Genomic DNA, 24,516 nt, shown 5'->3' with positions numbered 1-24,516 from the left:
GAACGTTCCATGGCAAAGCCGTTGCTCGACATGTCCGCCGCGCGCGTCTTCTTCGACGGCATCTTCACCAGCCCGCGCGTCGCGCATCCGGAAGGCGTGGCTGTGCACAGCGATGGGTCGATCTGGTGCGGCACTGAAACCGGTGACCTCTTGCGGCTGGCCGCCGATGGCGGCTCGGTCGAACGCAAGGGCGGCACGGATGGTTTTCTGCTTGGCATTGCTTTCGACAGCGCGGGGAACTGCTTTGCCTGCGATTTGAGGCATGCCGCGATCTTTCGCTGGGATGCCGCGACAGCGCATATGGAGCGCTTCGCTTCGTCCGGCATCCGCGTGCCGAACTATCCGATCGTCGATGAAGCGCGGGGCTGGCTCTACGTATCGGACAGTGTCGGCGAGGACAATCGCTCGGGCATCTTCCGCTATGACCTCAAGACGGGCGACGGCGCTCTGTGGTGCCGGCAGGCCATGTCGTTCGCCAATGGCATGGCCATGGCGCCGGACGGCAACGGTCTCTATGTCGTGGAAAGCAACGCGCCGTGCATCAGCTATGTGCCGATCCTAGCCGATGGCACGGCAGGGGCTCGACAGGTTGTCGTCGAAGGCATGCACAATGTTCCGGACGGCGTGGCCTTCGCTGCCGACGGTTCGCTGTTCATCTCATGCTACGAGCCAAGCCGGATCTATCGCTGGCGCAGGGGCAAAGGTCTGGAAGTGGTGATCGAGGACCCGGCGGCGACCACGCTGGCGCACCCCACCAATATCGCCTTCAAGTGCGACAAACTCTACACCGCGAATCTTGGTCGCTGGCACATCACAGAGATTGATTTGTCGGCACTTCCAAACGCGGACCAGCTTGGTTGACTATCCCGCAAATTCGGCCGGCGCGGCGGAAGGAAGCAGGCTGGCGAGCAGAGTCGACATTGCATGGGGATGTCACTATATACCGGCGGCTTCGACGGCTCGTGACCGTTGAGCCACCGTAAATGCGCTACATATTGTGACACCTTTTGTGATACATATCGGTCTTAAAAACCGGCAAAAAAGCGAATAGAAACAATAGCGCGGGATTCGCTATGGATCCCAGCCAACGGTACCAGTCTCCTCAAGATTCAGAGCGTGCTCCTTGAACCTGCGATTCCTTCGGCTCTGTGGAGCTTGGACAAGATCGGCTTGCCGGGCGACGACGACTCGGTTGGAATGGGAACATGCATCCTTTTGCGGATGGCGACGTTTAGGGTTACCAACCGGCATAGCCGCCAGGGAACAGCAGTATGAGTGAACACGCGATCGAGTTCTTGCGGGGGTGGATCGGCGAAAAGGTCCAGTGCCAGCCCTCGCCGGAGAGGATCGAGAAGCAGGCCGAGACGCTCGCAAAGGAGTGCGCGGCCAAGGCTGCGGAAGCCGGCATACCCTTGGAGGATATCCAGGAAGAGGTCGGCGATATCCAGGAGCTTATCGCGTCGAGGCTGGAAGAGGCTGCCGAGGCCGAAGAGGACGAAAAGAACGCGAGCAAGCCTGGCGAGTGAGTATGCCGCCGGCGAAACGCGGCCGGGACTTTCCAGCTGTCTGACGGCCGCAGCGCTCTATTCCGACGGCCGCAGCGCTCTATTCCTTTGGACCCGCGCCGAATCTGTTCTTGAGCCACGCCTTCGGCAGCGCCGGCACGAAATTGCCGTCGCGCCCGGTCATGTCGTCATTGGCTGTCAGCGCATTGAGGATCGCTTCCTCCACGCCCTGGATCACCGCGTCGAAGAACGGATCGATATCGATGTCGGGGATGAAATCGGCCTTGGCGATGCGCCCTGGCAGAGCCAGCGTCGCCTCCGGGTTGGCCGTCGAGAAGGCCAGGAAAATATCCCCCGAACTGTGATAGCCGAACCCGCCGGTCATGGCGACGCCGAGCGGCGCCCGCCGCGCCAGTCGCTTCATCTGATGCGGCAGGAACGGCGCGTCGGTGGCGACGACGGCGATGATCGAGCCCTTTTCGGCGCGCGGCGTGCTTTCGCGGATCGCCGGCTGCTTGAGATCGGGCCCGGCGCGTACGCCGCGAACGGTCAAATTATGCCGCTTGCCGAAATTCGCCTGCACGAATACGCCGACCGTGTAGCTGCTCTCCCGCCATTCGACGATGCGAGACGCACTGCCGGAGCCTGCCTTGAAGCCGAAGCTGATCATGCCGGTGCCGCCGCCGACACTGCCTTCCTCGATCGCTCCGCTTTCAGCCGTATCGAGAGCGGAAAGGACATGCTCGACACCAAGATGGTGGCCGTTGATGTCGTTGAGGAAGCCATCATAGGTTTCGCCTGCCACCGGCAGCGCCCAGGCGCTTTCGAGCGACTGCGGCATTATCCGTTGCATCCAGCGCAAGGTTGCGTCGCGGCTGACGCCGCAGGAATGCGTGTTGGTGATGGTGGCCGGAAAGTTGAAGGCACCGGTTTCCTCGATGATATGCGAGCCGGTCAATTCGCCATTGCCGTTCTGGCTGAACATGCCGGCGAAGACCGGTGTAGCGAGATCGGCGCGTGGCCTGGGCAAGATAGCGGTCACGCCGGTGCGCACCGGCCCCTTGCCGACCACCAGCGGCCCGTCGCCCATAATCAGCGTGGCGTAACCCGCGGCGACGCCGGGTACGTCGGTGATGGCATTGAACCGGCCGGGCGTGCCGTCAAAACCAATTCCGAAAGCTCTTGCGCGCCATTTGCCGGAAGGCGTCTGTTGGTGCGGATTGCCGGTCATGAGTGCATCGAAGTCATTCGTCCAGAATTTACGGGCATTCAGAACAGGGACCCCTGCTTGCCAGGCTCCCTGGATTTGGTGGCCGGTCTCGTAGTCGCCTTCGGTCTTGCCGGGCTTGCCATACCGCTGGTGGCAATGGCCTTTGCAGCGCCATCGGCGAACTCCAGCGAAAGCGCCATCCCCGGCGCCACCTCCGCCGCGTGCTTGACGACCGAGCCGTCGGCGTCCTTCACCAATGCGAACCCTCGCGCCAGCACGGCCTTGTGCGACAGCGTCGCCAGCAGCCGGTCGGCCTGGGTCAGTTTTCCGCGCAAGCGGTCCAGCCGCCGCGAAGTCGCCTGGTCCTGTCGCCGCGTCAGCCTCGTCAGCGCATCCGCCTGCAATTTCTGCCGCCTTGCGATCGGCGCGGGTGACAGCCGCGCCGCGTTGCGCGAAAACCGCGCCCGCCGCTCGCGCACGATGGCGAAGAAGGCAGCCTGCGCGCGGGCGAGGTCGCGGCCGGTCAGCGTGCGGGCCTCGTTCATGCGGCGCGACAGGGTGGCCGGCGTCAGCCTTTGTGCTCGCAGCCTGGCTCGCTTGCGCTCGATGCTGACCGACAGCGCCCGGCCGAGCCGGCTTGTCGCCTCGTCGAAGCGGCGGCGCGGCAGCGCCAGCAGCTGGTCGGGCGAGGGCAGCGCACGGGCAGCCGCGCGGACCGCCTGTCGCTTGCGTTCGAAATTGCGCGAAGCGGCCGCCTTCAGCCGCGCGCCGAGCCCGGCAAGCGTCGCTTCGAGATCCGCCTTGACCGGCACGGCAATTTCGGCTGCACCCGTCGGCGTCGGCGCCCGCACATCCGCCACCAGGTCGATCAGCGTCCAGTCCGTCTCATGGCCGACGGCGGAAATCAGCGGAATGCGCGAGGCGGCGGCGGCGCGGGCGAGCGCCTCGTCATTGAAACCCCAGAGGTCCTCCAGGCTGCCGCCGCCGCGCGCCACGATCAACAGGTCGGGATGCGGGATGGCGCCATCCCATGCCAGCGCGTTGAAACCGTTGAGGGCGGCGGTCACTTCTGCGCCGGCCGTCTCGCCTTGCACCCTGACCGGCCAGACAAGCACATGCAGCGGAAACCGGTCCTTGATCCGGTGGATGATGTCGCGGATGACCGAACCTGTCGGCGAGGTGATGACGCCGATGACGCGTGGCATGAAAGGCAGCCGCCGCTTGCGCCCGGCATCGAACAGGCCTTCGGCCTGCAGCCGGCGCTTGCGCTCCTCCAGCAGCGCCATCAGCGCGCCAGCGCCGGCGGGCTCGAGATTGTCGATGACGATCTGGTAGTTGGACTTTCCGGGATAAGTGGTGAGCCTGCCGGTGGCGATCACCTCCATGCCTTCTTCGGGACGGAATTTCAGCCGGCTCATCGTGGTCTTCCACACCACGGCATCGAGCCGCGCTCGGTCGTCCTTCAGCGCAAAATAGGCATGGCCGGAAGAATGCGGCCCGCGATAGCCTGATATTTCGCCGCGCACCCGCACATTGCCGAAGACGTCCTCTACCGTGCGTTTCAGCGCGCCGGAGATCTCGCTCACCGTGTATTCGGTGGCGTTGGTGCGTGATTCGGATGCGGCGTCGCTCATGGGCCGATTGAGGGACGGTTGTCCGCCCGCGTCAAGGCGGCTGGTGCCGACATCTGTCTCACCAGCCCGGCAGTATCTGGTTCGGCTTGGTCCGCTTCATCTTCGAAAAGGCGAGCGCGGCGAAGTCGAAGGTTCCGGTCTCTTCGCTGATCGGCACCGAAATATTATCCAGGCTTTCCGAGATATGGCGGGCCAGCGCGTCGACGATTTCCGGCCGCGAGGTCTGGCCGCGCATGATGCCGATGCGGCAATCTGGCAGGATGGCGAACCCGTCGGCATCGCCCAGCACCCGCATGCCGGGCCTGAGCGCGCATTCCGGCAGCACTGAGATCGCCAGGCCGGACAGCACGGCAGCGGTGATCACGGTTGCCGAGAAGCTGGTGAACAGGATGCGATAGTCGCGATTCTGCCGGTCGAGCACATCGACGGCGGCGCGCCGCCAGATGCAGTTCGGCCGGCCGAAGGCCATCGGCAGCACGTCCTGCTCATGCGTCGCATGGTTGGCCGAGGTGACCCACAGCAGCGGCTCGCGCCGCACCACTTCCGATTGGCCGTGCGCGTCATTGTGCGTCACCAGGGCCAGATCGAGATTGCCGCGCTTGATATGTTCGACCAGCCCTGGCGTCGGTTCGCAGATTACGGTCAGCTCGACACGCGGGTTGGAGCGCGCGAAACGCGCCATGATCTCAGGCAGGAAGCGATCGGCATAGTCGTCCGGCGTACCAATGCGGATCGTGCCTTCGAGCCGCCGGTCATCGAAGGCGGCCAGTGTTTCCCGGTTCAGGAACAGCAAGCGTCTTGCATAGGAAAGCAGCCTGTCGCCTTCCTCGGTCAGCCTGTTGGTGCGCCCGTCCTTCTCGAACAGCGGCTTGCCGATCCGCTCCTCCAGCCGGCGCATCTGCATGGACACCGCCGACTGCGTACGGTGCACTTCTTCGGCTGCGCGGGTGAAGCTGCCGGTGTCGACGATTGAGATGAAGGTTTGCAACTGATCGAGATCGAGAGGCGCTTTCATAGGCCTAATCCATCACTAGTGTTGATGCTAAAGATTAGAAACATTCGTTGGATTAATCAATCGAACGATGGCAAATTAGCGCCATCCACATGAAGGCATGTGAATCGGAACCGGAACGGTGCTCCTCCCAGCACCGGTTGCCCGGCTTCGTCCGCTCGACTCCGAAGGAGGCTGACATGGCTACGTATGATTTCGCCACCGAGACCTCGCGCATCACCACGCGTCCGGCCGTTGCGACGCGCGTGGCCAATGCGGTCGCCAATGCCTACCGGGCCTGGAAAAACCGCCGCGCCTTCTATCGCCTTGGCGAGATGTCGGACGCCGAGTTCGCCGACATCGGCTTGACGCGCGCCGACCTGCACGTCGCCAATGTGCCGTTCGGCCGCGATCCGACGGTCAGGTTGCGTGCGATCGCCACCGGCCGCGCGGACACGATCGAGGATCTGGCGCGTAAGGTGGCCTGACCAAGTTGCTGTTTCGGTGGCGTTGAACTTCTTTTGGAGTCAACGCAACCAAAGACTATCGCAGGCTCCCACTCCCTGCCGGCTCCCCCCGGCCGCCTGCATCCTGCCCGGTCCCGCGAGGACCGGGCATTTTTTCCTCAGCTTCGTCATCCTTGGGCGTAGCGACGCGAAGCGGAGCGCAGACCCAAGGATCCATGCCGTGACCTCAGTCGAGGATGCATCGGAACAGAATTTTGCACCAAAGCGGCGCTCTCAGGTCACGGCATGGATCCTGGGGTCTGCGCCGCGTCGCTTCGCTCCTTGCTCCGCCCCAGGATGACGACGCCGCGTGGGTCAGCGGCAATCCTACCGCCGACCCATCCCCTGCTTGAACTGGTCGAAGATCGACTCCATGCCCTTCTGGTAGTCGTCGCGCTGCTGCGCACCTGTCTCGAACATTTTGCCGAACAGATCGTCGAATGGATTCGTCGGCCTGCCGCTCGGATTGGGCGCGGGCTGCGGCGCCTGGCGTTGCCGCGGCGCCGGCTGCCCGCCAGCCATGCCGTCTGCCTGGCCGCCGCCGAACATGTCCTGCAGCACCTTGCCGAGCGGATTGTCGCCCATCGGGTTCTGCGTCTGCTGCGGCTGGCCTTGCGGCTGCTGGCCGCCGCCGAACATGTCCTGCAGCACCTTGCCGAGCGGATTGTCGCCCATCGGATTCTGCGTCTGCTGCCGCTGGCCGCCGCCGAACATGTCCTGCAGCACCTTGCCGAGCGGATTGTCGCCCGTCGGGTTTTGCGTCTGCTGCGGCTGGCCTTGCGGCTGCTGGCCGCCGCCGCCGAACATGTCCTGCAGCACCTTGCCGAGCGGATTGTCGCCCGTCGGGTTCTGCGTCTGCTGCGGCTGGCCTTGCGGCTGCTGGCCGCCGCCGCCGAATATGTCCTGCAGCACCTTGCCAAGCGGATTGTCGGCCGGGTTTGCAGACTGCGGCGCCTGGCGTTGTTGTGGGGCCTGGGCGCCGCCGCCCGCCTGCCGCATCATCTGCTCGATAAGTTCGCCGAGCGGATTGCCGCTGCCGCCGAAGCCGCCGGCCGCCTGCATCTGGTTGTTGGTCTGCTTGAACAATCCGCCCATGACCATCGAAGCGACCGAGGGCAGCATCTGCTGCAAGACCTGTTGGCTGACGCCGCTGGCCTGTGCAGCCTGGCCGGCAACGGCGCGCGACAGATCCTTCGAGCCGAACAAATGCCCGAGAATGCCATTGCCTTCGTCGACGCCGGGTTGCGAAAAGGCCGCTGCCGGGTTCTCGAAATATTTGGCGTGCTGGCCGCTGGCCATCGCCGTCATGAAGGAGCCGAGCCCGTTGGGGTCGGACGTATTGCGCTTCAGCCCTTGCGAAAAGGCAGGCAGCAGCGCCTCGACCGCCGACTGCGTCTGCTGCTGCGAAAGCCCGAACTGTTGGGCAAGCGCCTGCATGCCATTGCCGTTCTGGGCCTGCGCCAGAATGTCGAACAAGGAAGGCATTGATCTCTCCTCGGGAAAATCCTCGTTGGAGAAGTCTAGTTCGTTTCCATGACTGTTTGAAGCGACTTCTGCCGAGTAGTCGGTCAGGCGGATAGCGAAACGTTAATACGCATATTCCATGAACACCGGCTCGATCGAGCCGCCCCAGCGCGTATGATAGGCTGAGAGCATCTCTTCGGCACTGGTCGTGCCGCGCGCGACGACTTCCTCCAATGTGTTGAGGAACGAGGTTTCGTCGTAACCGTCGCGGTTCCTCTTGCAGCGGTTCTTCAGTCCCGTGCGCGAGATGACCAGCACGTCGCGCGCGATCTCGCGCAAGGTGGTGTTGCGGAAAGGCGCCGAAATGCCTTGTTCCGGTACGGCGTTGCGCATCGCCAGCACCTCTTCATAGGTCCAGTTCGAGGTCAGCGCTTCGGCTGCGTCGAGCGCTGCCTCGTCGTAGAGCAGCCCGACCCAGAAGGCCGGCAGCGCGCAGATGCGTCGCCATGGCCCGCCATCGGCGCCGCGCATTTCAAGGAACCGCTTCAGCCGCACGTCGGGAAACAGCGTCGACAGATGGTTCGCCCAGTCGCCCATCGTCGGCAACCCGTCCGGTATCTCGTTGCGGGCCGCACCCGCCATGAACTGGCGGAAAGTAACGTGCGTCATGTCGTGATAATGGCCGTCGCGGATGACGAAATACATCGGCACGTCGAGCGCCCATTCGACATAATCGGCAAAGCCGAATTCGGACGAGAAGCAGAATTGGAGCAGGCCCGAGCGCTGGTTGTCGGTGTCGCGCCAGATGTCGCCGCGCCAGCTCTGCAAGCCGTTGGGCCGGCCTTCGGTGAAAGGCGAGTTGGCGAACAGCGCCGTCGACAGCGGCTGCAGCTTCAGCGACACCTGCATCTTGCGGCGCATGTCCGCCTCGCTCTCGAAGTCGAGGTTAACCTGGATGGTGCAGGTGCGGTACATCATGTCGAGGCCCTTGCTGCCGACCTTGGGCATGTAGCGCGTCATGATCTCGTAGCGCGACTTCGGCATTTTCGGCGTCTCGGCCAGCGACCATTTCGGGCTGCCGCCAAGGCCGAGAAATCGGATGCCCATAGGCTCGGCGATCTCGCGCACCTGCGCCAGATGCGCGTTGCCCTCGCGGCAGGTCTGGTGGATCGTTTCCAGCGGCGCGCCGGACAGTTCGAACTGGCCGCCGGGCTCCAGCGAAATCGCTCCCTGGCCGGTCGGCTCGACCAGGCCGATGATGCGGCCGTCGTCGATGATCGGGTCCCAGCCGAGCTTATCCTGCATGCCTTCGAGGATGGCTCGGATGCCACGCTCGCCGCCATAGGGCACCGGCGCATTGCCGTCGACATAGAACGGGAATTTCTCGTGTTCGGTGCCGATGCGCCATTTGTCGCGCGGCTTGTTGCCTTCGGCCAGGTGCTCGACAAGCTCGTCGACGCCTTCAATGGGCCGGAAATCGGTTGTGTCGCGCGCCATAAAAGTCCCGATCAAAGTGCTACAGCGTCCTTTGCGCGTCCGAAAGGGCGCGCGGCGCTGTAGGCGGTCGGACGACCGCGGGCGCTAAATGGACGAAATGTCAGTAGCCGATCAAGAGAAAAATCCTGAGCCACAGGTCAAGAGGAATTGATTCATGCCGGCTCTCACCAATCGCCGATCGTCGCCTGTATCACCGCAAGTGCGGCCACCGCGGCCGTGTCGGCGCGCAGGATGTGGGGGCCGAGCGGAATGGCGGTGACGAAGGGCAGCGCCCTCAGCATCTTGCGCTCGTCGTCGGAAAAGCCGCCTTCCGGTCCGACCAGCAGCCCGAGCTTCTTTTCCCTCAGCCCTTGCAGCGCGGGCAGAGGATTGTTGGTCGAGGCGTCCTCGTCGCAGAAGATCAGCCGTCGCTCTCTGTCCCAGTTGTTGAGCAGGCGTTCGAATTTTTCCGCTTCGCGCAACTCCGGCACCGCCAGTATGCCGCATTGTTCGGCCGCCTCGACGACATTGGCGCGCAGGCGTTCGATGCCGGGCTTTGCCACTTGCGTGTGCTGGGTGATGACCGGCTGCAGGATGCCGGCGCCCATCTCGACCGCCTTCTGGACGAGATAATCGAGCCGCCCTTGCTTGAGCGGCGCAAAGCAATAGACGAGATCGGGCAGCGGCGGCTGCGGCCGCTGCAGGGTCAGAACCTTCAGGCGCACCGACTTTTTCGACCTGGCGGCGATTGCCGCCGACCATTCGCCGTCGCGGCCGTTGAACACCAGGATTTCGGCGCCTTCGCCAAGCCGCAGCACATGCATCAGATAGTGGCTTTGCTGCTGGCTCGCTTCGATCTCGATGTCGGGTCCGAGGTCGTCCGGCACGAACAGCCGCTGCATCTTGTAATTGGCGCGCATTGTCGAGGAATGGGCGAGCCGGCCGCTGCCGTCAAGCCTCGGCGGTGGGATGCCAGACCGGCTCGTAGCCTTGCCTCAGCACGCAAAGAGTGGTTGCCGGCGTAAGCAGGCTGAGCGGACGGCAGGCAAAGCGATCGAACCCCACCACTTCGTCATAGCCGGCAAACGACCAGCGCAATGCCTTGCCGCCGCGCAGCGCATAGGCCTTGGCTTCATCCGCGACCATGGCGCCGTCCGGCAGCCCCGCAAGCTCATCCACCGCCCGCGGTCGCCCGCCCGACGCCAGCCGCTCCCTATGCAGCCGCTTGTCGACCATCGGCACGCGTGGCTCGGCAATGCTGAAGGCCATCCCGAAGCGCCGGACGAAATCGCTCGCCCGCTCGCGCCGGCAGAAGAAGCAGGGCCGGTGGCCGGCTGACAGCGCCGTCACCTCGTCGAGGAAAAACAACTCGGTCCAACCTGCCTTGCCGCCTGGCCGGTTGCGCCCCATCGGCTCGCGCCGCACGTCACGGAACTCGCACACACAGATAATCCAGGCCTGCAACGCCCAGCGCTTCTTCAGCAGCGTCTTCGTTTGGGGGTCATGGATGATGCCGCGATTGCCCGTGAACAGGCCACGTTCGGGCACGGCGCGGATCAAGCCGAACGGATCGACGCGGTTCTGCAGTGGCATAGTTTTCTCCCCGAATACGCATCTTGGCTGCAACGCCGACGCCATGATATCGCTCGTGACATCATTTTCATGTCAGTAGGTTTTTTCGATGCGGGTGCTGGTGGTCCAGAATTACGACAACACCGGCCTCGGCCAGGTCGGCGCGGCACTTGCGGAAGCTGGCGCCGACCTCGATCTGCGCCGCCCCTATCAGGGCGAAGCCCTGCCGGAGGATGCCGCCCAGCATGACGCGATGGTGGTGCTTGGCGGCGGCCAGAATGCGCTGGCCGACGACGACTATCCCTATTTTCCCGCGCTGCTCGAACTGACCCGCGATTTCGCCGACAAGGACCGTGCCGTGCTCGGCATCTGTCTTGGCAGCCAGTTGGTCGCCCGCGCCTTCGGCGGCGAGAACCGCATCGGCGCGGCCAATGAATTTGGCTGGCGCGGCGTATCGCTGACGCCCGATGCCAAAGTCGATCCGGTGCTCGGCGCACTGCCCGAAAACTTTCCCATCTTCCAATGGCATGACGATACGTTTGCGTTGCCTGAAAACGCCGTGCGGCTGGCCGGCAATGACGTCGCCGAGAACCAGGCCTTCCGCATCGGCCGCGCGGTCTACGGCTTCCAATTTCACTTCGAGGCCGACCGGCCGATGGTCCGTGACTGGAGCGCATCCTTCGCCCTGCTGATCGCTGCCCGGCATCCGGACTGGTCCGGCGAGCTCGATGGTGAAATGGCCCGCAACGGACCGCGGGCCGATGCCGCTGGCCTGGCCATAGCCCGCGCCTGGGTGGCGACGATCTGACCAGAAGATATTGCGTGTGCAAGGGCGCGGCGCCCGGGTTGTATACTGGACGTTGCATATTTGGCACGCGGACGAAAATCCTCTGTGGACGACTTGTTTCATCCTTGGCTTGTGTCCGCCCGCCATCCTAGAAGACGCGCGCTCTGCATCTTCCTTGCAACCGCGATGAACCTTTATGTGATCCGCGCGACACATCGTCGATACAGAACACGCCTAGAAGCGCGAAATCGTCGAAACTTTGAAGCGTATTTTCGTTTCAACCTATTGGTAACCTGCCTTTTCAACCCATTGGTAACCCGCCTCGTGCACAGATGCAGAAAGCTCAACCAGAGATGACGTCCGTGAAAGCAGCGCTTCTGTCCTTTGCCATGCTGTCGGCCATCGTGCTTTTCGGCTTTGGCACCTATGCCGGCGACGTGGCCAACAACCACAATGCCGTCGACGGTTACGGCGTTACCGCCGCGCTTCGCTGATACGATTGCCCGAAAGCCTGCCCTTGGGCTTGACCGAGGGGCCCATGGTTTGGGACAACGACATCCAAGGCAACGACTTGAGCGTGGCTCCCTTCAGAGGCGGCTCCTCTAACCCCTCTCACCCGACATCGCCAGAATTCGCTTGTCCGTGCCGTCCACGACGAGCGCGGTAAGGTTTCCCGACTGCCAGGCAAGCGTGTCGACGTTGACACGGTTGGCCATTACTTCGGCCTCCGGCACCGGCGTGTGGCCATGCACCACGATTTTCGGATAGAGGCCGGGATGGTTGTGGAAGACGTCGCGGATCCACATCAGGTCCTGCGGGTCCTGCTCGTCCAGCGTAATGCCGGGTCGGATGCCAGCATGGCAGAAGAAGAAGTCGCCGAAAGTCAGTGAAAACGGCAGCGACCGCAGGAAGTCGACATGGCTTTTCGGCACGGCCTCGACAAGTGCTGCGTGCCTCTGGCGGAGCGCCGCCTCGGCCCTGCTAAACCAAATACCGCTCTCGGGCAGCGCCACGCCATAGGACTGCGCGGTCTGGATGCCGCCATAGCGCATGAACAGCCCATCCGGATCGGGGGTGTCGAGAAATTCGAGAAAGCCGATATCGTGATTCCCGGCGAGCATCAGGTAACGCGGATCGCGTTTCCGCACCTCGATCAGGAAGTCGATAACGCCTTTGGAGGCCGGCCCGCGATCGACATAGTCGCCAAGATGGATGACACGCCAGTCCGCCGGCCGGTCCTGGCTGATCTCCGCCGCGATTCCTCGATGCATGGCGGCCAGCAAATCGAGCCGGCCATGCACGTCGCCGATCGCGTAGAGCCGCACGCCGTCAGGTGCGCGCGCGTCGAGGAAGTGGATGCCGGGTTCGGCCAATGCCTGTGTGGTTTCAGTATTCATGCCATGACGAGTCTAGACCATGATCCCACAAAGTGGAAACCGGTTTTCGGAAAAGTGATGATCAAACAAGAAGATAGAGCCGCCTTGCGGCCGTCGCATGTTCCGCTTTAGCGCCGAAGCTGGTCCTTGCCCATGTCCGTCACCAGGCGCTTTCCGCACAGCGCCAGTGTGATGTCCATCTCCTTGCGGATGATTTCAAGGGCTTTGGTAATGCCTTCCTTACCGAGCGCGCCCAGGCCGTAAAGGAAAGGCCGGCCGATATAGGTGCCCTTGGCGCCGAGGCACAGCGCCTTCAACACGTCCTGGCCCGAGCGGATGCCGCCATCCATATGCACTTCGATGGTGTCGCCGACCGCGTCGGCGATCTCTTCCAGCGCCATGATCGACGACGACGCGCCGTCGAGCTGGCGTCCGCCATGGTTCGAAACGATGATCGCGTCGGCGCCGGTCTTGGCCGCCATCATGGCGTCTTCCTTGTCGAGGATGCCTTTCAGGATCAGCTTGCCGCCCCAGCGCTCCTTGATCCAGGCGACATCCTTCCATGACAGATGCGGGTCGAACTGCTCCGTCGTCCATGACGACAGCGAGGCGACATCGCCGACACCCTTGGCGTGGCCGACAATGTTGCGGAACGTCCGGCGGGGGGTGCCGGCCATTCCCAGGCACCAGCGCGGGCGGATGGCCATGTCGAGAATGTTGGCAAGCGTCATCTTGGGCGGCGCCGAAAGCCCGTTGCGGACATCCTTGTGGCGCTGGCCGAGGATCTGCAGGTCGAGTGTCAGCACCAGCGCCGAGCACTTCGCCGCCTTCGCCCGGTCGATCAGGTTGAGCACGAAATCCTTGTCGCGCAGCACATAGAGTTGAAACCAGAACGGCTTCTTCGTCGCCGAGGCGACGTCCTCGATCGAACAGATGCTCATCGTCGAGAGCGTGAACGGTACGCCGAATTCCTCCGCCGCCTGCGCCGCCAGCATCTCGCCATCGGCATGCTGCATGCCGGTCAGGCCGGTCGGCGCCAACGCCACCGGCATCGCCACCTTTTCGCCGATCATGGTCGATTCCAGCGAGCGGTTGCTCATGTCGACCAGCACGCGCTGGCGAAACTTGATTTTCTGGAAATCCTCCTCGTTGGCGCGATAGGTGCTTTCGGTCCAGGCGCCGGAATCGGCGTAGTCGAAGAACATCTTCGGCACCCGCCGGCGTGCCAGGTTCTTGAGATCGGCAATGGTGAGGATGTCGCTCATGGTGGTCCCCGCTTATTTCGATGGCTAGGAGCGTTTGCGTGTGGATTCGATGTCGGCGGCTTCGGAACGCTGCCGCAGCCTCAGCCTCGACACGCGCTGCCAGTCGCCGCTGCGCTCGGCTTCCGCCATGGATCGTTCGACATAGGTGAGGTGGTCCATCGCCGCCTGCCGCGCCGCGATCGGATCGCCTTCCTTCACCGCGGCATGGATCGCCCGGTGCTGTGCCAGCAGCGCCTCGCGTGCGCCCGGCACGGTGAACACCAGAAGCCGGTTCTGGAAGACGCCTTCGGACAGCAGCCGGTAGCAGGCGCGCAGCGTGTGCAAAAGGATGATGTTGTGCGCGCATTCGCAGACCGCATGATGGAACTCGACATCGATTTCCGCCTCGTCGTCGAAGTCGCCGGTCCGGTGCGCCTCGTCCATGCGCGCCATGATGCGGTCGAGCAGCGCCAGATCGTCTTTGGTGGCGCGCCGCGCCGCGTATTCGGCGGCAACGGCCTCGATCTCGCGGCGGTATTCCAGATAGTCGGTCACCGCCTTGCGGTGCATTGAGATCAGGTCCGTCACCGGCTTGGTGAACAACTGGCCGATGACGTCGGCGACATGGGTGCCGCCGCCGGGCCGTGTCGTCAAAAGCCCGCGGCGTTCGAGCAGTTTGAGCGCGTCGCGCAGGATCGGGCGCGATACTTCGAACCGTCGCGCCAGCTCGCGCTCGCCCGGCAGCCGGTCTCCGGTACGCAGCACGCCTTCGAGGATCAGGTTTTCGATCTGCTGCACCACCTCATCGGCGGTGCGCGAATGCTCGATCCTGGAGAAAATGTCGCTCAACGGGGGCGCCTGGGAATTTGAACCGGTGTCGCGCAGGATAAAGCCAGTGTCGCCAACTGGTCAAATTATTTATCCAATTCGCCCGATCGGGTCGTTTCGACGCCATGGTGCTGTGTCGCCTTCGGCTAAACTTTGTTGTTTGCGTCTCCAGGCGATTGTCTCTAGAGGACGCCATTGCACGAAGGGTCAAAAAAGAGGGGGACCAGCCGTGTCGGACGATCCGTCCAATCTCGAATTCCAGCCGCGCTCCAAGGGCAGCGTCATGGGCTTCCCGGCGCATGAGGGAAGGCCCGGCGCGCTTGGCGAGGTCCATGCCCGGCCGCATCCGCTGGTCGAGAAGCCGCGCGTTCTGATCCAGCTTTCCTTCATGACCGAGGGCGGTTCCGGCGTCGACATGGCCGTGCTGTCCGAACTGTCGCGCCGCCTCGGCATCGCCGCGCCCGACCGTCATGCCCGCCACCACGCCATGAAATGGGGTCAGGGCTCGCTGCGCTGGGAGCGGCACACGGAATTCTCGACCTATCTGTGGGAAGGGCCGCTTTCCGAAAGCGGCCGGGTGCAGGAGGATTCTCCCTTCGGCAATGGATTTTCCCCGCCGGGAACGGTCATTTCAGGCATCAGGCTCGAAATCCGCAAATGGACGCAGGCCAGCGAGAGGCTGATCGCCGGCTTCGACCCGACCAGCCTGTGCTATTCGCTGGTCGAGCGCGGCAACGCCGCCATCGTCACCGATTTCCGCCAGGATGGCGACGGCCTGACCCGCATGTTGGTGCTCGATCGCGGCCTGACGCCGGCACGAACCGGCGCGCTGTCGCAGCGGCTGATCGATATCGAGACCTACCGCACGCTGGCCATGCTCGGCCTGCCGTTGGCGCTGATGCTGTCGGGCCGTGCCCGCCGCATCGAAGACAGGCTGGCCCAGACGACGCTGGAAATGAAGGTGGCCGAGACCCGTGACAGCCAGACGCTGCTTGCCGATCTGACCGAGCTTGCCGCGGAACTCGAAGCCGATGCCGCCTCCAGCCTCTACCGCTTTGGCGCCAGCCGCGCCTATGACGGCATCGTCGTCGAGCGGCTGGAGGCGCTGGAGGAAGAGGCGGTGCCTGGCTACGACACCTGGGGCGGCTTCCTGCAGCGGCGCGTCGCGCCCGCCATGCGCACCTGTCGTTCGGTGGAGGAACGCCAGGCCAATCTGTCGCGCAAGCTCACCCGCGCCACCACGCTGCTGCGCACCTGGGTCGATGTCGAGGTCGAGAAGCAGAACCGCGATCTGCTGGCATCGATGAACAACCGCGCCCGCCTGCAGCTTCGTCTGCAGCAAACGGTGGAAGGCCTGTCCGTCGCCGCCGTCTCCTACTATGTCGTCGGCCTCATCAGCTACGTCGCCAAGGGCGCCTCGATCTTCGGCCATGCCATTGCGCCGGAAGTCGTCACCGCCGCTTCGGTGCCTCTGGCCATCCTGCTCGTCTGGTGGGGCGTGCGTCGGGTGCGCCGGATGCACTCCGAGCCGGCCAGGCAGCCGGGCGAGTAGCCCTTACCCTCCCCCTTGTGGGGAGGGTCGATCCGCGCAGCGGATCGGGGTGGGGGTGCTCGTAGAGCGCTACCTCGCGCCGACCCCCACCCCTCTCACTTCGTTCGCGACCCTCCCCACAAGGGAGTAAAACCACAGCGGCAGATTGCCGCTGCGGAGGCCTGTCCTGGCATTGGTTCCCGATTTTGGTCAAAGCAGGATTTGCAACAGGCGACCGTCGCTGGTAAAACATTTTTACCAGTCGAGCGAAGGAGGCTGCTGATGTCCGGCCTTGCCATGCCGAAGCCAGACGATGCCACGATGCGCCGGCGCGACGAGATCGTCGCCGACATGCGCATCATCGTGCCGGGCGAGGGGGTCGTCGACGCCGCCAATTCAATGCGTGCCTTCGAGAGCGACGGGCTTACCGCCTACCGGCAATTGCCGCTGGTCGTGGTGCTGCCGGAAACGGTGGCGCAGGTCTCGCGCGTGCTGAAATATTGCAACGACCGCAACATCCGTGTCGTGCCGCGCGGTTCCGGCACATCCTTGTCCGGCGGCGCGCTGCCGCTCGAGGACGCGGTGCTGCTGGTCATGAGCCGGTTCAATCGTATCCTCGAGATCGACTTTCCCGATCGCATCGTCGTCGCCCAGCCGGGCGTCACCAATCTCGGCATCACCACCGCCGTCGAGCAGGAGGGCTTCTATTACGCCCCCGACCCATCCTCCCAGATCGCCTGCTCGATCGGCGGCAATGTCGCGGAAAATTCCGGCGGCGTGCACTGCCTGAAATACGGCCTCACCGCCAACAACGTTCTCGGCATCGAGATGGTGCTGATGAATGGCGAGGTGGTGCGGCTCGGCGGCAGCCATCTCGACTGCGAAGGCTACGACCTGCTCGGCGTGATGACCGGTTCCGAGGGGTTGCTAGGCGTCGTCACCGAGGTCACCGTGCGCATCCTGAAGAAGCCGGAGACGGCGCGCGCTCTGCTGATCGGCTTTTCGACCAGCGAGCAGGGCGGCCAATGCGTCGCCGACATCATCGGCGCCGGCATCATCCCAGGCGGCATGGAGATGATGGACCGCCCGGCGATCCATGCGGCCGAGGATTTCGTCCATGCCGGCTACCCCCTGGATGTCGAGGCGCTGCTGATCGTCGAACTCGACGGGCCGGGCGTCGAGGTCGATCATCTGATCGGCCTTGTCGAAGCCATCGCCTACCGCAACGGCTCGACCACCTGCCGCATTTCGCAGTCGGAGCAGGAACGGCTGAGCTTTTGGGCCGGCCGCAAGGCGGCCTTCCCGGCGGTCGGCCGCATCTCGCCCGATTACTACTGCATGGACGGCACCATCCCGCGCAAGGAACTGCCGCACGTGCTCGCCGGCATGCGCGAACTCTCGGAAAAATATGGCCTCGGCGTCGCCAATGTCTTCCATGCCGGCGATGGCAATCTGCACCCGCTGATCCTTTACGACGCCAATGTGCCGGGCGAGCTCGACAAGGCCGAGAGTTTTGGCGCCGACATCTTGCGGCTTTGCGTCAAGGCCGGCGGCGTCCTGACCGGCGAGCACGGCGTGGGCGTCGAAAAGCGCGACCTGATGCCGGAAATGTTCAACCAGATCGATCTCGACCAGCAGATGCGCGTCAAATGCGCCTTCGATCCCAATCATCTTTTGAACCCCGGCAAGGTCTTCCCGCAACTGCGCCGCTGCGCCGAACTGGGGCGCATGCATGTGCACCGGGGGCAGGTGGCGTTTCCGGATATTCCGAGGTTTTGAGTGGAAACGTTGGCGCTTGAACACCCCCCTCTGGCCTGCCGGCCATCTCCCCCTCAAGGGGGGAGATTGGATGTCGCATCGGTTTTCGCCAATCTCCAGCGATGCAAGAAAGGTGAGGCGCTGAAACTGCCAATCTCCCCCCTTGAGGGGGAGATTGGCAGGACAGAGGGGGGCGCGAAGGATCGCGGTGTATCGCCATGACCACCTTCACCCCATCCACATCAGCCGAAGTCCTCTCCACCGTCCAGTGGGCGGCGTCGGAAGAATCGCCGCTGGAAATCCTCGGTCATGGCTCAAAGCGCGGCATTGGCCGGCCGCAGCAGAGCGAGCATACGCTCGATGTCTCCAAACTCACCGGCGTCACGCTCTACGAGCCGGCCGAACTGGTGCTGTCGGTAAAGGCGGGCACGCCGCTGGCCGAGATCGAAAGCCTGCTTGCCGAAAACGGCCAGCAGCTCGCCTTCGAGCCGATGGATTACGGCCCGCTGCTTGGCGGCAAGCCGGGAAAAGGGACGATCGGTGGCGCACTCGCCGCGAACCTTTCCGGCCCGCGCCGGCTGAAGGCGGGCGCCGCGCGTGACCATGTCCTCGGCATCAGCGCCGTTGCCGGCCGTGGCGAGGCCTTCAAGTCCGGCGGCCGCGTCGTCAAGAACGTCACTGGCTACGATCTGTCCAAGCTGATGGCCAACAGCTGGGGCACGCTTGCCGTGTTCACCGATGTCACCTTCAAGGTGCTGCCGGCGGCCGAGACCGAAATCACGCTCGCCATACGCGGATTGCTCGACGATCATGCCGCCGCCGCCATGGCGCTGGCGCTGGGTTCCAGCGCGGAAGTATCGAGCGCCGCACATCTTCCTGAACGCGTCGCGGCGCGGGTTGTTGGCGGTAACCTCGGCAGCGATGCGGCGACGCTGCTGCGCGTCGAGGGTTTCGGGCCGTCTGTCGCATACCGCATCGCCGCGCTGAAAGACCTGCTCAGGAATGCCGGTCCGCTGGAAGAAATCTCAGGGGAAGCTTCGCATTCGCTCTGGCGCGATGTCAGGGATTGCGCGCCATTCGCGGACGGCGGCGACAAGCCGGTATGGCGGATCTCGATGGTGCCGTCGCAAGGCCACCAGATGGTAATGACGCTGCGTATGCAGGCCGGTGTCAGCGCCTTCTACGACTGGCAGGGCGGGCTGATCTGGCTGCGCATGGAGGAAGGGGATCCCGAGGCGGGCCTGCTGCGCGGGCTGATCGGAAAACATGGCGGCGGCCACGCGACGCTGGTGCGCGCCGCTCCTTCGCATCGCGCCGCCGTGCCGGTGTTCGAACCGCAGGCACCGGCGCTGGCAGCCCTGTCGGCAAGGTTGAAAGCCGAATTCGACCCCAAGGCGATCCTCAACCCCGGCCGTATGACGCCGGGTGCCGGCTCTGCTACTCTCGGCCAGGCAACCGAGGGAGGATCACCATCATGAGCGACATCAATTCCGGCCAGGGCGACAAGCCCACACCGCGCCAGACCGACCGTTGGCTGGAGCCCGGCCCGACCAATGCGCTGGTCATTTATGTCCTCTACCTTACCAGCCTGGTCATCGGCATCACCGGCATTGTCGGCATCGTTCTGGCCTATATCAACCGCGGCAAATCAGGCGGCTTCGTCGAGAGCCACTACACCTTCCTGATCCGCACCTTCTGGATCGGCCTGCTCTATGCGCTGATCTCGGTGGTGCTGATGATGGCGATGGTCGGCGTCGTGCTGATGTTCGCCGTCGCCGTCTGGTTCATCGCCCGCTGCATTCTGGGCCTCCAGGCGCTGCAGCGCGGCGAGCCGGTCAAGAACCCGGAAAGCTGGTTTCTGGGATTATAGGAAATTTTCGAGTGCAGACCAATTTCTCAGCCGCCCAGCTTGCCGATCCGCATGTCGCGGAATCGGAGACGATCCTGCGCAAATGCGTGCATTGCGGCTTCTGCACCGCCACCTGCCCGACCTATGTGACGCTCGGCAACGAGCTGGATTCGCCGCGCGGGCGGATCTACCTGATCAAGGACATGCTGGAGAACGGCCGTCCGGCCGACAAGGAGATCGTCACCCATATCGACCGCTGCCTGTCCTGCCTCGCCTGCATGACCACCTGCCCGTCGGGCGTCAACTACATGCATCTGGTCGACCACGCCCGCGCCCATATCGAGGAGACCTACCGGCGGCCGCTGCCCGATCGGCTGACACGCGCCATGCTGGCCTTGGTGCTGCCCTATCCCTCGCGCTTCCGCGCCGCTCTGAAACTGGCGAAGCTAGGCAGGCCGTTCGCCGGCCTGTTCGAAAGTACGCCGGCCCTGAAGCCGCTGGGCGCCATGCTCAGGCTCGCCCCGAAAACGGTTCCCAAAGCGTCGCCGATGGCCTCGCCCGGCACGCATGCCGGACAGGGCGCGACAAAACGCGGCCGCATCGCGATCCTCACCGGCTGCGCGCAATCGGTGCTCGATCCGGCCATCAACGACACGACGATTGCGTTGCTGACGCGGCTCGGTGTCGAGGTCGTTGTGCCCCAAGGCGAGGTCTGCTGCGGTGCGCTGGTCCATCATATGGGGCGGGAGGAAGCGGCGCTTGCCTCGGCGAGGCGCAATGTCGACGCCTGGACGCGGGCCATCGAGCAGGGCGGGCTGGATGCCATCGTCATCACGGCGTCGGGCTGCGGCACCACCATCAAGGACTACGGCTTCATGCTGCGTCTCGACCCGGCCTATGCCGACAAGGCGGCGCGCGTCTCGGCGCTGGCCAAGGACATCACGGAGTATCTGGCTGTTCTCGACCTGCCGGAACCGGTGCGCAAGCCCGGCACCGTCGTCGCCTATCACTCGGCCTGCTCGATGCAGCATGGCCAGAAGATCACCCGCCAGCCCAAGGAGCTTCTCATCAAAGCAGGCTTCATCGTGCGCGAGCCGCGCGAGGGGCATCTGTGCTGCGGCTCGGCCGGCACCTACAACATCCTGCAATCCGAGATTTCGGCAAAGCTGCGCGACCGCAAGGTGAAAAATATCGAGGCGACCGGTGCTGAAATCGTCGCCACCGGCAACATCGGCTGCATCACCCAGATCGCATCCGCAGCCAAGCTGCCGGTCGTGCATACGGTCAAGCTGTTGGACTGGGCCTATGGCGGGCCAAAGCCGGAAGGCATCGCCGACGACAGCGAAGTCTTGGCAGCCGAGTGAATTCCGCCACCTCGCTACGCGCCTACCGCGAGCTTGTCCACCACGCCATAGGTCGCCTGGTAGAGCGCGCGCTGGCGGCTCAGCGCCACCATCGTGTTGCGCAGCAGGATCGCCACCGTGAGCGGGCCGACGCCGCCCGGCACCGGCGTGATCCAGGAGGCCACCTCCTTGACGCTGTCGGTGTCGACGTCGCCGACGATGCGGCTTTCGCCATCCGGCCCGATCTCCGAATTGATGCCGATGTCGATGACGGCAGCACCCGGCTTGACCATGTCGGCCTTGATCAATCGCGGCTTGCCGACAGCGACGAACAGCGCGTCGGCGCGGCGGGCATGGGCGGCCACCGAACGCGTCATGTGATGGCAGACCGTCACGGTTGCGCCCTCGCTCATCAGCAGGAAGGCGATCGGCTTGCCGACGATCTCCGAATGGCCGACGATGACGACTTCAAGCCCCTTGAGATCGAGGCCGGTTTCCTTGAGCAGTTCCACCGAAGCGGCTGCCGTGCAGGGAGCAAGGTCGAGCTGGTTGTAGACGATGTTGCCGATCGAGGCCGGATGCATGCCTTCGACGTCCTTCAGCGGATGCACCGCCGCTTGCAGCGTCCTGATCGGGATATGCGCCGGCACCGGCCGCTGGATGATGATGCCGGTGACGCGCGGATCGGCGTTCAGCCCATGGATCGCCGCCTCCAGTTCGCCGGCGGTGCAGGCGGGAAAGCGCCGCTCCTCGAATTCGATGCCGGCCAATGCCGCCTTGGCGCGCTGGTTGCGCACATAGACATCCACCGCCGCGGTGTCGCCAACGGTGATCGACACCAGCTTGGGCGGAAAACCTTCGGCGGTCGCGATCGCCGCGTCCTCGCGCACGGCGGCGATGATGCGTTGGGCGACCGGGCCGCCCCTGAGATAGCGGCTGTCGTCGGGCAGCGACATGAATGTCTGGCCTTTGTCTTGAAGCGTTGCCGCCGACATAGCAAAAGAGCGGGCAAAAAGGCAGCGTGAAAGCGAACCGCTATGCCTCGCGCGCGACTTCCGATGCAGCTTGCTTCGATATCATTCAGAAACGAAAAGGGCAGCGCGGTTTCCCGTGCTGCCCTTTCGTGACTGGCCGTATCCCCACACGGCCCGTCCCCCGTTATCCCTATTCCCCATTCTTCTGGACAGAATCGCCAGTAAGATCAACCGGAGATTACATGACCACAACCGTCGTGCCAACATTGACCCGCTCATAGAGGTCTACGACATCCTCGTTGCGCATGCGGATGCAGCCCGACGACACCGCGCCGCCGATCGTCCAGGGCTCGTTGGTGCCGTGGATGCGGTATTCCGTCGAGCCGAGATAGAGCGCGCGCGCGCCGAGCGGGTTTTCCATGCCGCCGGCGAGATAGGTCGGCAAGTATCGGCCCTTGGCGGCCTCGCGCTTGATCATCGCCGCCGGTGGGCGCCAGTCCGGCCACACCCGTTTGTTGGAGATCTTGTGCGTGCCCGACCATTCGAAGCCCGGCTTGCCGGTGCCGACGCCGTAGCGCCGCGCCTTGCCGTTCTTCCCGACCAGATAGAGAAAATTCTGCGTCGTATCGATGACGATCGTGCCAGGCTTCCGCGACCCGTCATAGGCGACTTCCTGCGGCAGATAGAGCGGGTTGATCTGCGGCCGCGCGACCATGCGTTTGGCAGGGGCCCGCACCGCCGCCGTGCGCAGCCGATCGGGCTGAACCGGTTGCGCTTGCCGCTGATAGCGGCGTTGCGGCTGCACCTCCTGCCGGCTCTGCCGCACGATGCCCGGGGCGCGGCCGAGTTGCAGCACCCAGGGCGCCGAAAGGTCGGGGCTCACCGTCACCGGTGGCCTGTCGGCATAGCGGTCATTGGCGCTGGAGACGGTGACGCCGGCGGCAAGCATGGCCGCGGCGCCGAACAGGGAAAGGAACATTGACTTCATCGGAACGCACCTTGATCGTCGAACACGCGGGGGAAAGCCCCCGATTTCGCGATCATTGGCGCGAAGCCGCAACCGAAACATGAATCGGAATGCGTAAAATGCCGAAGTGTCAGTAAACCTTTTGGTGTGGTTACCGGCCGGTTCAGGAATCTGGTAAAGCCGCGGTAAAAGCAGCGCAAAGCCCATTAACGAACGGATTTTTAGCGATGGAAAGTGAAAACACAGGCCTGCTCGCCGGTCCCGATGGCGTGAAACGCTGCTTCTGGCACGGCAATCTGCCGGACTATCTGCACTACCACGACCATGAATGGGGCCGGCCGGCCACTGATGACCGCAGGCTGTTCGAAAAGATCTGCCTCGAAGGCTTTCAGTCGGGCCTGTCATGGCTGACCATATTGCGCAAGCGCGAGAATTTTCGCGCCGGCTTCGCTAACTTCGAGTTCGACAAGGTTGCCGCCTTCACCGACAAGGACGTCGAGCGCCTGCTCGGCGATGCCGGCATCATCCGCCACCGCGGCAAGATCGTCTCGACCATCAACAACGCCAAACGCGCCCGCGAGATGGTCGATGAATTTGGCTCGCTCGCCGCCTGGTTCTGGAAGTTCGAACCAGGCCCCGACGAGCGGCCGGCCATCGTCGACCTAGCCCATCTGCGCGCCAACCCGACCACGGCGGTTTCGGTGCGGATTTCGAAGGAATTGAAAAAACGTGGCTGGAGCTTTGTCGGCCCGACCACCGTCTACGCCTTCATGCAGGCGATGGGGTTGGTCAACGACCATCTCGAGGGCTGCGTCTGCCGGGCGCAGGTGGAGAAGGAGCGAAAGGCATTCAAACGGCCGAAATGAGCTCCTTCTCCCCGTCACTAGACGGGAGAAGGAGGCGGCAGGCGGATGAGGGGCAGCACGAGCATTCGGGAGCTTGCACCCTCCCTGGTTTCAAACGCCGCTGGCGCCGGCGAGAAAGAGCCCGGCGACGATGGCCGCCACCGTCGCAAGGGCGGGGTAGATCACCAGCAGGCCGGTCATCAGCGCATCGCGCATCGTCGGGCCCTTGCGTTCTTCAGCGGTAGCCTCGAATGGACCCGCGGGCAGCGCGCGGGCTGAGCTGTCGATGTTTGTTGCTTGTGCCGTGGTCATTGCCCCGAACCCCTTGTTTCGGCGTGCTTATCGGCCCTGATTGTGTCGGCACGATGCCGCGTTGGTGGCCGAATTGTTTCATTTTCGGCGTGGTTTGTTTTGGAATGCCTTAAGCGTTTCGAAATTACTAACCATAGCAATTGGCGTTTACGTCTTCAGCCGCTTGGCGCTGCCCCCTCATCGCCCTGCCCGTCCTCCGCAGCAGCTGCGGAGGGTGGACCGGGCACTTCTCCCGTATAGTGACGGGGAGAAGGACGCTGCCATTGCCGGTTTCAGCAATCGCCAACGCCGGGGCAAGGATGCCGGCGACGAAGCTTCCTTCTTCTCCCCGTCACTATACGGGA

The 24,516-nt window shown here is 63.9% G+C and carries 24 protein-coding genes; 11 read left to right on the top strand and 13 right to left on the bottom strand.

Annotated elements, in window-relative coordinates; genetic code table 11:
- The first annotated feature begins 9 nt into the window (after positions 1-9).
- Positions 10-861, top strand: coding sequence for an SMP-30/gluconolactonase/LRE family protein (locus MESS2_RS25225; RefSeq protein ID WP_008877393.1), 852 nt, complete (start codon positions 10-12; stop codon positions 859-861).
- Between the two features lie 410 nt (positions 862-1,271).
- Positions 1,272-1,526: a DUF768 domain-containing protein gene (locus tag MESS2_RS25220; protein ID WP_008877391.1), complete on the top strand. Its 255-nt coding sequence runs from the start codon at positions 1,272-1,274 to the stop codon at positions 1,524-1,526.
- 79 nt (positions 1,527-1,605) lie between these two features.
- Here the strand turns inward: MESS2_RS25220 and MESS2_RS25215 are convergent, their stop codons facing one another.
- From MESS2_RS25215 to MESS2_RS25205, 3 genes are read right to left on the bottom strand one after another with little or no spacing between them, the layout of a single operon-like run.
- Positions 1,606-2,736 (bottom strand): DmpA family aminopeptidase, encoded by a 1,131-nt coding sequence (locus tag MESS2_RS25215; protein WP_008877390.1) that lies wholly within the window; start codon positions 2,734-2,736, stop codon positions 1,606-1,608.
- 38 nt (positions 2,737-2,774) lie between these two features.
- The gene (gene xseA, locus MESS2_RS25210) at positions 2,775-4,349 is read right to left on the bottom strand and encodes an exodeoxyribonuclease VII large subunit (protein ID WP_008877389.1); all 1,575 of its coding nucleotides are present in this window, start codon (positions 4,347-4,349) and stop codon (positions 2,775-2,777) included.
- A 58-nt stretch (positions 4,350-4,407) separates the two neighbouring features.
- The gene (locus tag MESS2_RS25205; RefSeq protein ID WP_008877388.1) at positions 4,408-5,364 is read right to left on the bottom strand and encodes a LysR substrate-binding domain-containing protein; all 957 of its coding nucleotides are present in this window, start codon (positions 5,362-5,364) and stop codon (positions 4,408-4,410) included.
- Positions 5,365-5,540: 176 nt separating this feature from the next.
- Between MESS2_RS25205 and MESS2_RS25200 the strand changes: the two genes are divergently transcribed.
- Positions 5,541-5,828 carry a DUF1127 domain-containing protein gene (locus tag MESS2_RS25200; protein ID WP_008877387.1) on the top strand — a complete coding sequence of 96 codons (288 nt, stop codon included), beginning with the start codon at positions 5,541-5,543 and terminating at the stop codon, positions 5,826-5,828.
- A 345-nt stretch (positions 5,829-6,173) separates the two neighbouring features.
- Here MESS2_RS25200 and MESS2_RS25195 read toward each other — a convergent pair whose 3' ends face one another.
- From MESS2_RS25195 to MESS2_RS25180, 4 genes are all read right to left on the bottom strand, one after another.
- Positions 6,174-7,331, bottom strand: a complete 1,158-nt coding sequence (locus MESS2_RS25195; RefSeq protein WP_008877386.1) for a DUF937 domain-containing protein — start codon at positions 7,329-7,331, stop codon at positions 6,174-6,176.
- 102 nt (positions 7,332-7,433) lie between these two features.
- Complete coding sequence (locus tag MESS2_RS25190) at positions 7,434-8,807, bottom strand: glutamate--cysteine ligase (RefSeq protein ID WP_008877385.1); 1,374 nt, start codon at positions 8,805-8,807, stop codon at positions 7,434-7,436.
- 164 nt (positions 8,808-8,971) lie between these two features.
- Positions 8,972-9,706 carry a 16S rRNA (uracil(1498)-N(3))-methyltransferase gene (locus tag MESS2_RS25185; protein ID WP_008877384.1) on the bottom strand — a complete coding sequence of 245 codons (735 nt, stop codon included), beginning with the start codon at positions 9,704-9,706 and terminating at the stop codon, positions 8,972-8,974.
- 31 nt (positions 9,707-9,737) lie between these two features.
- On the bottom strand, positions 9,738-10,379 hold the full coding sequence (locus MESS2_RS25180) for a hypothetical protein (protein WP_008877383.1): 642 nt from the start codon (positions 10,377-10,379) through the stop codon (positions 9,738-9,740).
- An 88-nt stretch (positions 10,380-10,467) separates the two neighbouring features.
- Between MESS2_RS25180 and MESS2_RS25175 the strand changes: the two genes are divergently transcribed.
- Both MESS2_RS25175 and MESS2_RS33890 read left to right on the top strand, forming a co-directional pair.
- Positions 10,468-11,166, top strand: coding sequence for a type 1 glutamine amidotransferase (locus tag MESS2_RS25175; RefSeq protein ID WP_008877382.1), 699 nt, complete (start codon positions 10,468-10,470; stop codon positions 11,164-11,166).
- 341 nt (positions 11,167-11,507) lie between these two features.
- Positions 11,508-11,639: a hypothetical protein gene (locus MESS2_RS33890; RefSeq protein WP_008877380.1), complete on the top strand. Its 132-nt coding sequence runs from the start codon at positions 11,508-11,510 to the stop codon at positions 11,637-11,639.
- A 108-nt stretch (positions 11,640-11,747) separates the two neighbouring features.
- Here the strand turns inward: MESS2_RS33890 and MESS2_RS25170 are convergent, their stop codons facing one another.
- The 3 genes from MESS2_RS25170 to MESS2_RS25160 all read right to left on the bottom strand — a co-directional run bounded on the left by MESS2_RS25170 (position 11,748) and on the right by MESS2_RS25160 (position 14,614).
- Complete coding sequence (locus tag MESS2_RS25170) at positions 11,748-12,518, bottom strand: metallophosphoesterase (RefSeq protein ID WP_040594031.1); 771 nt, start codon at positions 12,516-12,518, stop codon at positions 11,748-11,750.
- A gap of 131 nt (positions 12,519-12,649) precedes the next feature.
- Positions 12,650-13,786, bottom strand: a complete 1,137-nt coding sequence (locus MESS2_RS25165) for an alpha-hydroxy acid oxidase (protein ID WP_008877378.1) — start codon at positions 13,784-13,786, stop codon at positions 12,650-12,652.
- Between the two features lie 24 nt (positions 13,787-13,810).
- The gene (locus tag MESS2_RS25160) at positions 13,811-14,614 is read right to left on the bottom strand and encodes a FadR/GntR family transcriptional regulator (protein ID WP_008877377.1); all 804 of its coding nucleotides are present in this window, start codon (positions 14,612-14,614) and stop codon (positions 13,811-13,813) included.
- A gap of 208 nt (positions 14,615-14,822) precedes the next feature.
- On the opposite strand from MESS2_RS25160, the gene MESS2_RS25155 reads away from it, so the two are divergent.
- The 5 genes from MESS2_RS25155 to glcF all read left to right on the top strand — a co-directional run bounded on the left by MESS2_RS25155 (position 14,823) and on the right by glcF (position 21,095).
- A complete protein-coding gene (locus tag MESS2_RS25155; RefSeq protein ID WP_008877376.1) occupies positions 14,823-16,145 on the top strand; it encodes a DUF3422 family protein in 1,323 nt (440 codons plus the stop codon).
- A 261-nt stretch (positions 16,146-16,406) separates the two neighbouring features.
- Positions 16,407-17,903 carry an FAD-linked oxidase C-terminal domain-containing protein gene (locus MESS2_RS25150; protein WP_008877375.1) on the top strand — a complete coding sequence of 499 codons (1,497 nt, stop codon included), beginning with the start codon at positions 16,407-16,409 and terminating at the stop codon, positions 17,901-17,903.
- 197 nt (positions 17,904-18,100) lie between these two features.
- Positions 18,101-19,360, top strand: a complete 1,260-nt coding sequence (locus MESS2_RS25145) for an FAD-binding protein (RefSeq protein ID WP_008877374.1) — start codon at positions 18,101-18,103, stop codon at positions 19,358-19,360.
- Positions 19,357-19,752, top strand: a complete 396-nt coding sequence (locus MESS2_RS25140) for a DUF4870 family protein (protein ID WP_008877373.1) — start codon at positions 19,357-19,359, stop codon at positions 19,750-19,752. The genes MESS2_RS25145 and MESS2_RS25140 overlap by 4 nt, the downstream gene beginning before the upstream one ends.
- A gap of 11 nt (positions 19,753-19,763) precedes the next feature.
- A complete protein-coding gene (gene glcF, locus MESS2_RS25135; protein ID WP_008877372.1) occupies positions 19,764-21,095 on the top strand; it encodes a glycolate oxidase subunit GlcF in 1,332 nt (443 codons plus the stop codon).
- Positions 21,096-21,109: 14 nt separating this feature from the next.
- On the opposite strand, the gene MESS2_RS25130 is transcribed toward glcF, so the two are convergent.
- Both MESS2_RS25130 and MESS2_RS25125 read right to left on the bottom strand, forming a co-directional pair.
- Positions 21,110-22,030, bottom strand: a complete 921-nt coding sequence (locus MESS2_RS25130; RefSeq protein WP_040594030.1) for a bifunctional 5,10-methylenetetrahydrofolate dehydrogenase/5,10-methenyltetrahydrofolate cyclohydrolase — start codon at positions 22,028-22,030, stop codon at positions 21,110-21,112.
- 256 nt (positions 22,031-22,286) lie between these two features.
- A complete protein-coding gene (locus MESS2_RS25125) occupies positions 22,287-23,036 on the bottom strand; it encodes a L,D-transpeptidase (protein ID WP_008877370.1) in 750 nt (249 codons plus the stop codon).
- A 206-nt stretch (positions 23,037-23,242) separates the two neighbouring features.
- Between MESS2_RS25125 and MESS2_RS25120 the strand changes: the two genes are divergently transcribed.
- Positions 23,243-23,881 carry a DNA-3-methyladenine glycosylase I gene (locus MESS2_RS25120; protein WP_008877369.1) on the top strand — a complete coding sequence of 213 codons (639 nt, stop codon included), beginning with the start codon at positions 23,243-23,245 and terminating at the stop codon, positions 23,879-23,881.
- A gap of 90 nt (positions 23,882-23,971) precedes the next feature.
- Here MESS2_RS25120 and MESS2_RS25115 read toward each other — a convergent pair whose 3' ends face one another.
- Positions 23,972-24,172 carry a hypothetical protein gene (locus MESS2_RS25115; RefSeq protein ID WP_008877368.1) on the bottom strand — a complete coding sequence of 67 codons (201 nt, stop codon included), beginning with the start codon at positions 24,170-24,172 and terminating at the stop codon, positions 23,972-23,974.
- Between the last annotated feature and the right edge of the window lie 344 nt (positions 24,173-24,516).

Origin of the sequence: Mesorhizobium metallidurans STM 2683 (assembly GCF_000350085.1) — a bacterium.
Taxonomy (GTDB): Bacteria; Pseudomonadota; Alphaproteobacteria; order Rhizobiales; family Rhizobiaceae; genus Mesorhizobium; species Mesorhizobium metallidurans.
The sequence above is the reverse complement of the archived record's forward strand: the minus strand, read 5'-3'. Positions and strand labels throughout refer to the sequence as shown.

Bases quoted from the DNA above. Each gene is read 5' to 3' on its own strand.
- MESS2_RS25225 (WP_008877393.1), top strand. From the start codon at position 10: ATGGCAAAGCCGTTGCTCGACATGTCCGCCGCGCGCGTCTTCTTCGAC.
- MESS2_RS25220 (WP_008877391.1), top strand. From the start codon at position 1,272: ATGAGTGAACACGCGATCGAGTTCTTGCGGGGGTGGATCGGCGAAAAG.
- MESS2_RS25215 (WP_008877390.1), bottom strand. From the start codon at position 2,736: ATGACCGGCAATCCGCACCAACAGACGCCTTCCGGCAAATGGCGCGCA.
- xseA (WP_008877389.1), bottom strand. From the start codon at position 4,349: ATGAGCGACGCCGCATCCGAATCACGCACCAACGCCACCGAATACACG.
- MESS2_RS25205 (WP_008877388.1), bottom strand. From the start codon at position 5,364: ATGAAAGCGCCTCTCGATCTCGATCAGTTGCAAACCTTCATCTCAATC.
- MESS2_RS25200 (WP_008877387.1), top strand. From the start codon at position 5,541: ATGGCTACGTATGATTTCGCCACCGAGACCTCGCGCATCACCACGCGT.
- MESS2_RS25195 (WP_008877386.1), bottom strand. From the start codon at position 7,331: ATGCCTTCCTTGTTCGACATTCTGGCGCAGGCCCAGAACGGCAATGGC.
- MESS2_RS25190 (WP_008877385.1), bottom strand. From the start codon at position 8,807: ATGGCGCGCGACACAACCGATTTCCGGCCCATTGAAGGCGTCGACGAG.
- MESS2_RS25185 (WP_008877384.1), bottom strand. From the start codon at position 9,706: ATGCGCGCCAATTACAAGATGCAGCGGCTGTTCGTGCCGGACGACCTC.
- MESS2_RS25180 (WP_008877383.1), bottom strand. From the start codon at position 10,379: ATGCCACTGCAGAACCGCGTCGATCCGTTCGGCTTGATCCGCGCCGTG.
- MESS2_RS25175 (WP_008877382.1), top strand. From the start codon at position 10,468: ATGCGGGTGCTGGTGGTCCAGAATTACGACAACACCGGCCTCGGCCAG.
- MESS2_RS25165 (WP_008877378.1), bottom strand. From the start codon at position 13,786: ATGAGCGACATCCTCACCATTGCCGATCTCAAGAACCTGGCACGCCGG.
- MESS2_RS25150 (WP_008877375.1), top strand. From the start codon at position 16,407: ATGTCCGGCCTTGCCATGCCGAAGCCAGACGATGCCACGATGCGCCGG.
- MESS2_RS25145 (WP_008877374.1), top strand. From the start codon at position 18,101: ATGACCACCTTCACCCCATCCACATCAGCCGAAGTCCTCTCCACCGTC.
- MESS2_RS25140 (WP_008877373.1), top strand. From the start codon at position 19,357: ATGAGCGACATCAATTCCGGCCAGGGCGACAAGCCCACACCGCGCCAG.
- MESS2_RS25130 (WP_040594030.1), bottom strand. From the start codon at position 22,030: ATGTCGCTGCCCGACGACAGCCGCTATCTCAGGGGCGGCCCGGTCGCC.
- MESS2_RS25125 (WP_008877370.1), bottom strand. From the start codon at position 23,036: ATGAAGTCAATGTTCCTTTCCCTGTTCGGCGCCGCGGCCATGCTTGCC.
- MESS2_RS25120 (WP_008877369.1), top strand. From the start codon at position 23,243: ATGGAAAGTGAAAACACAGGCCTGCTCGCCGGTCCCGATGGCGTGAAA.
- MESS2_RS25115 (WP_008877368.1), bottom strand. From the start codon at position 24,172: ATGACCACGGCACAAGCAACAAACATCGACAGCTCAGCCCGCGCGCTG.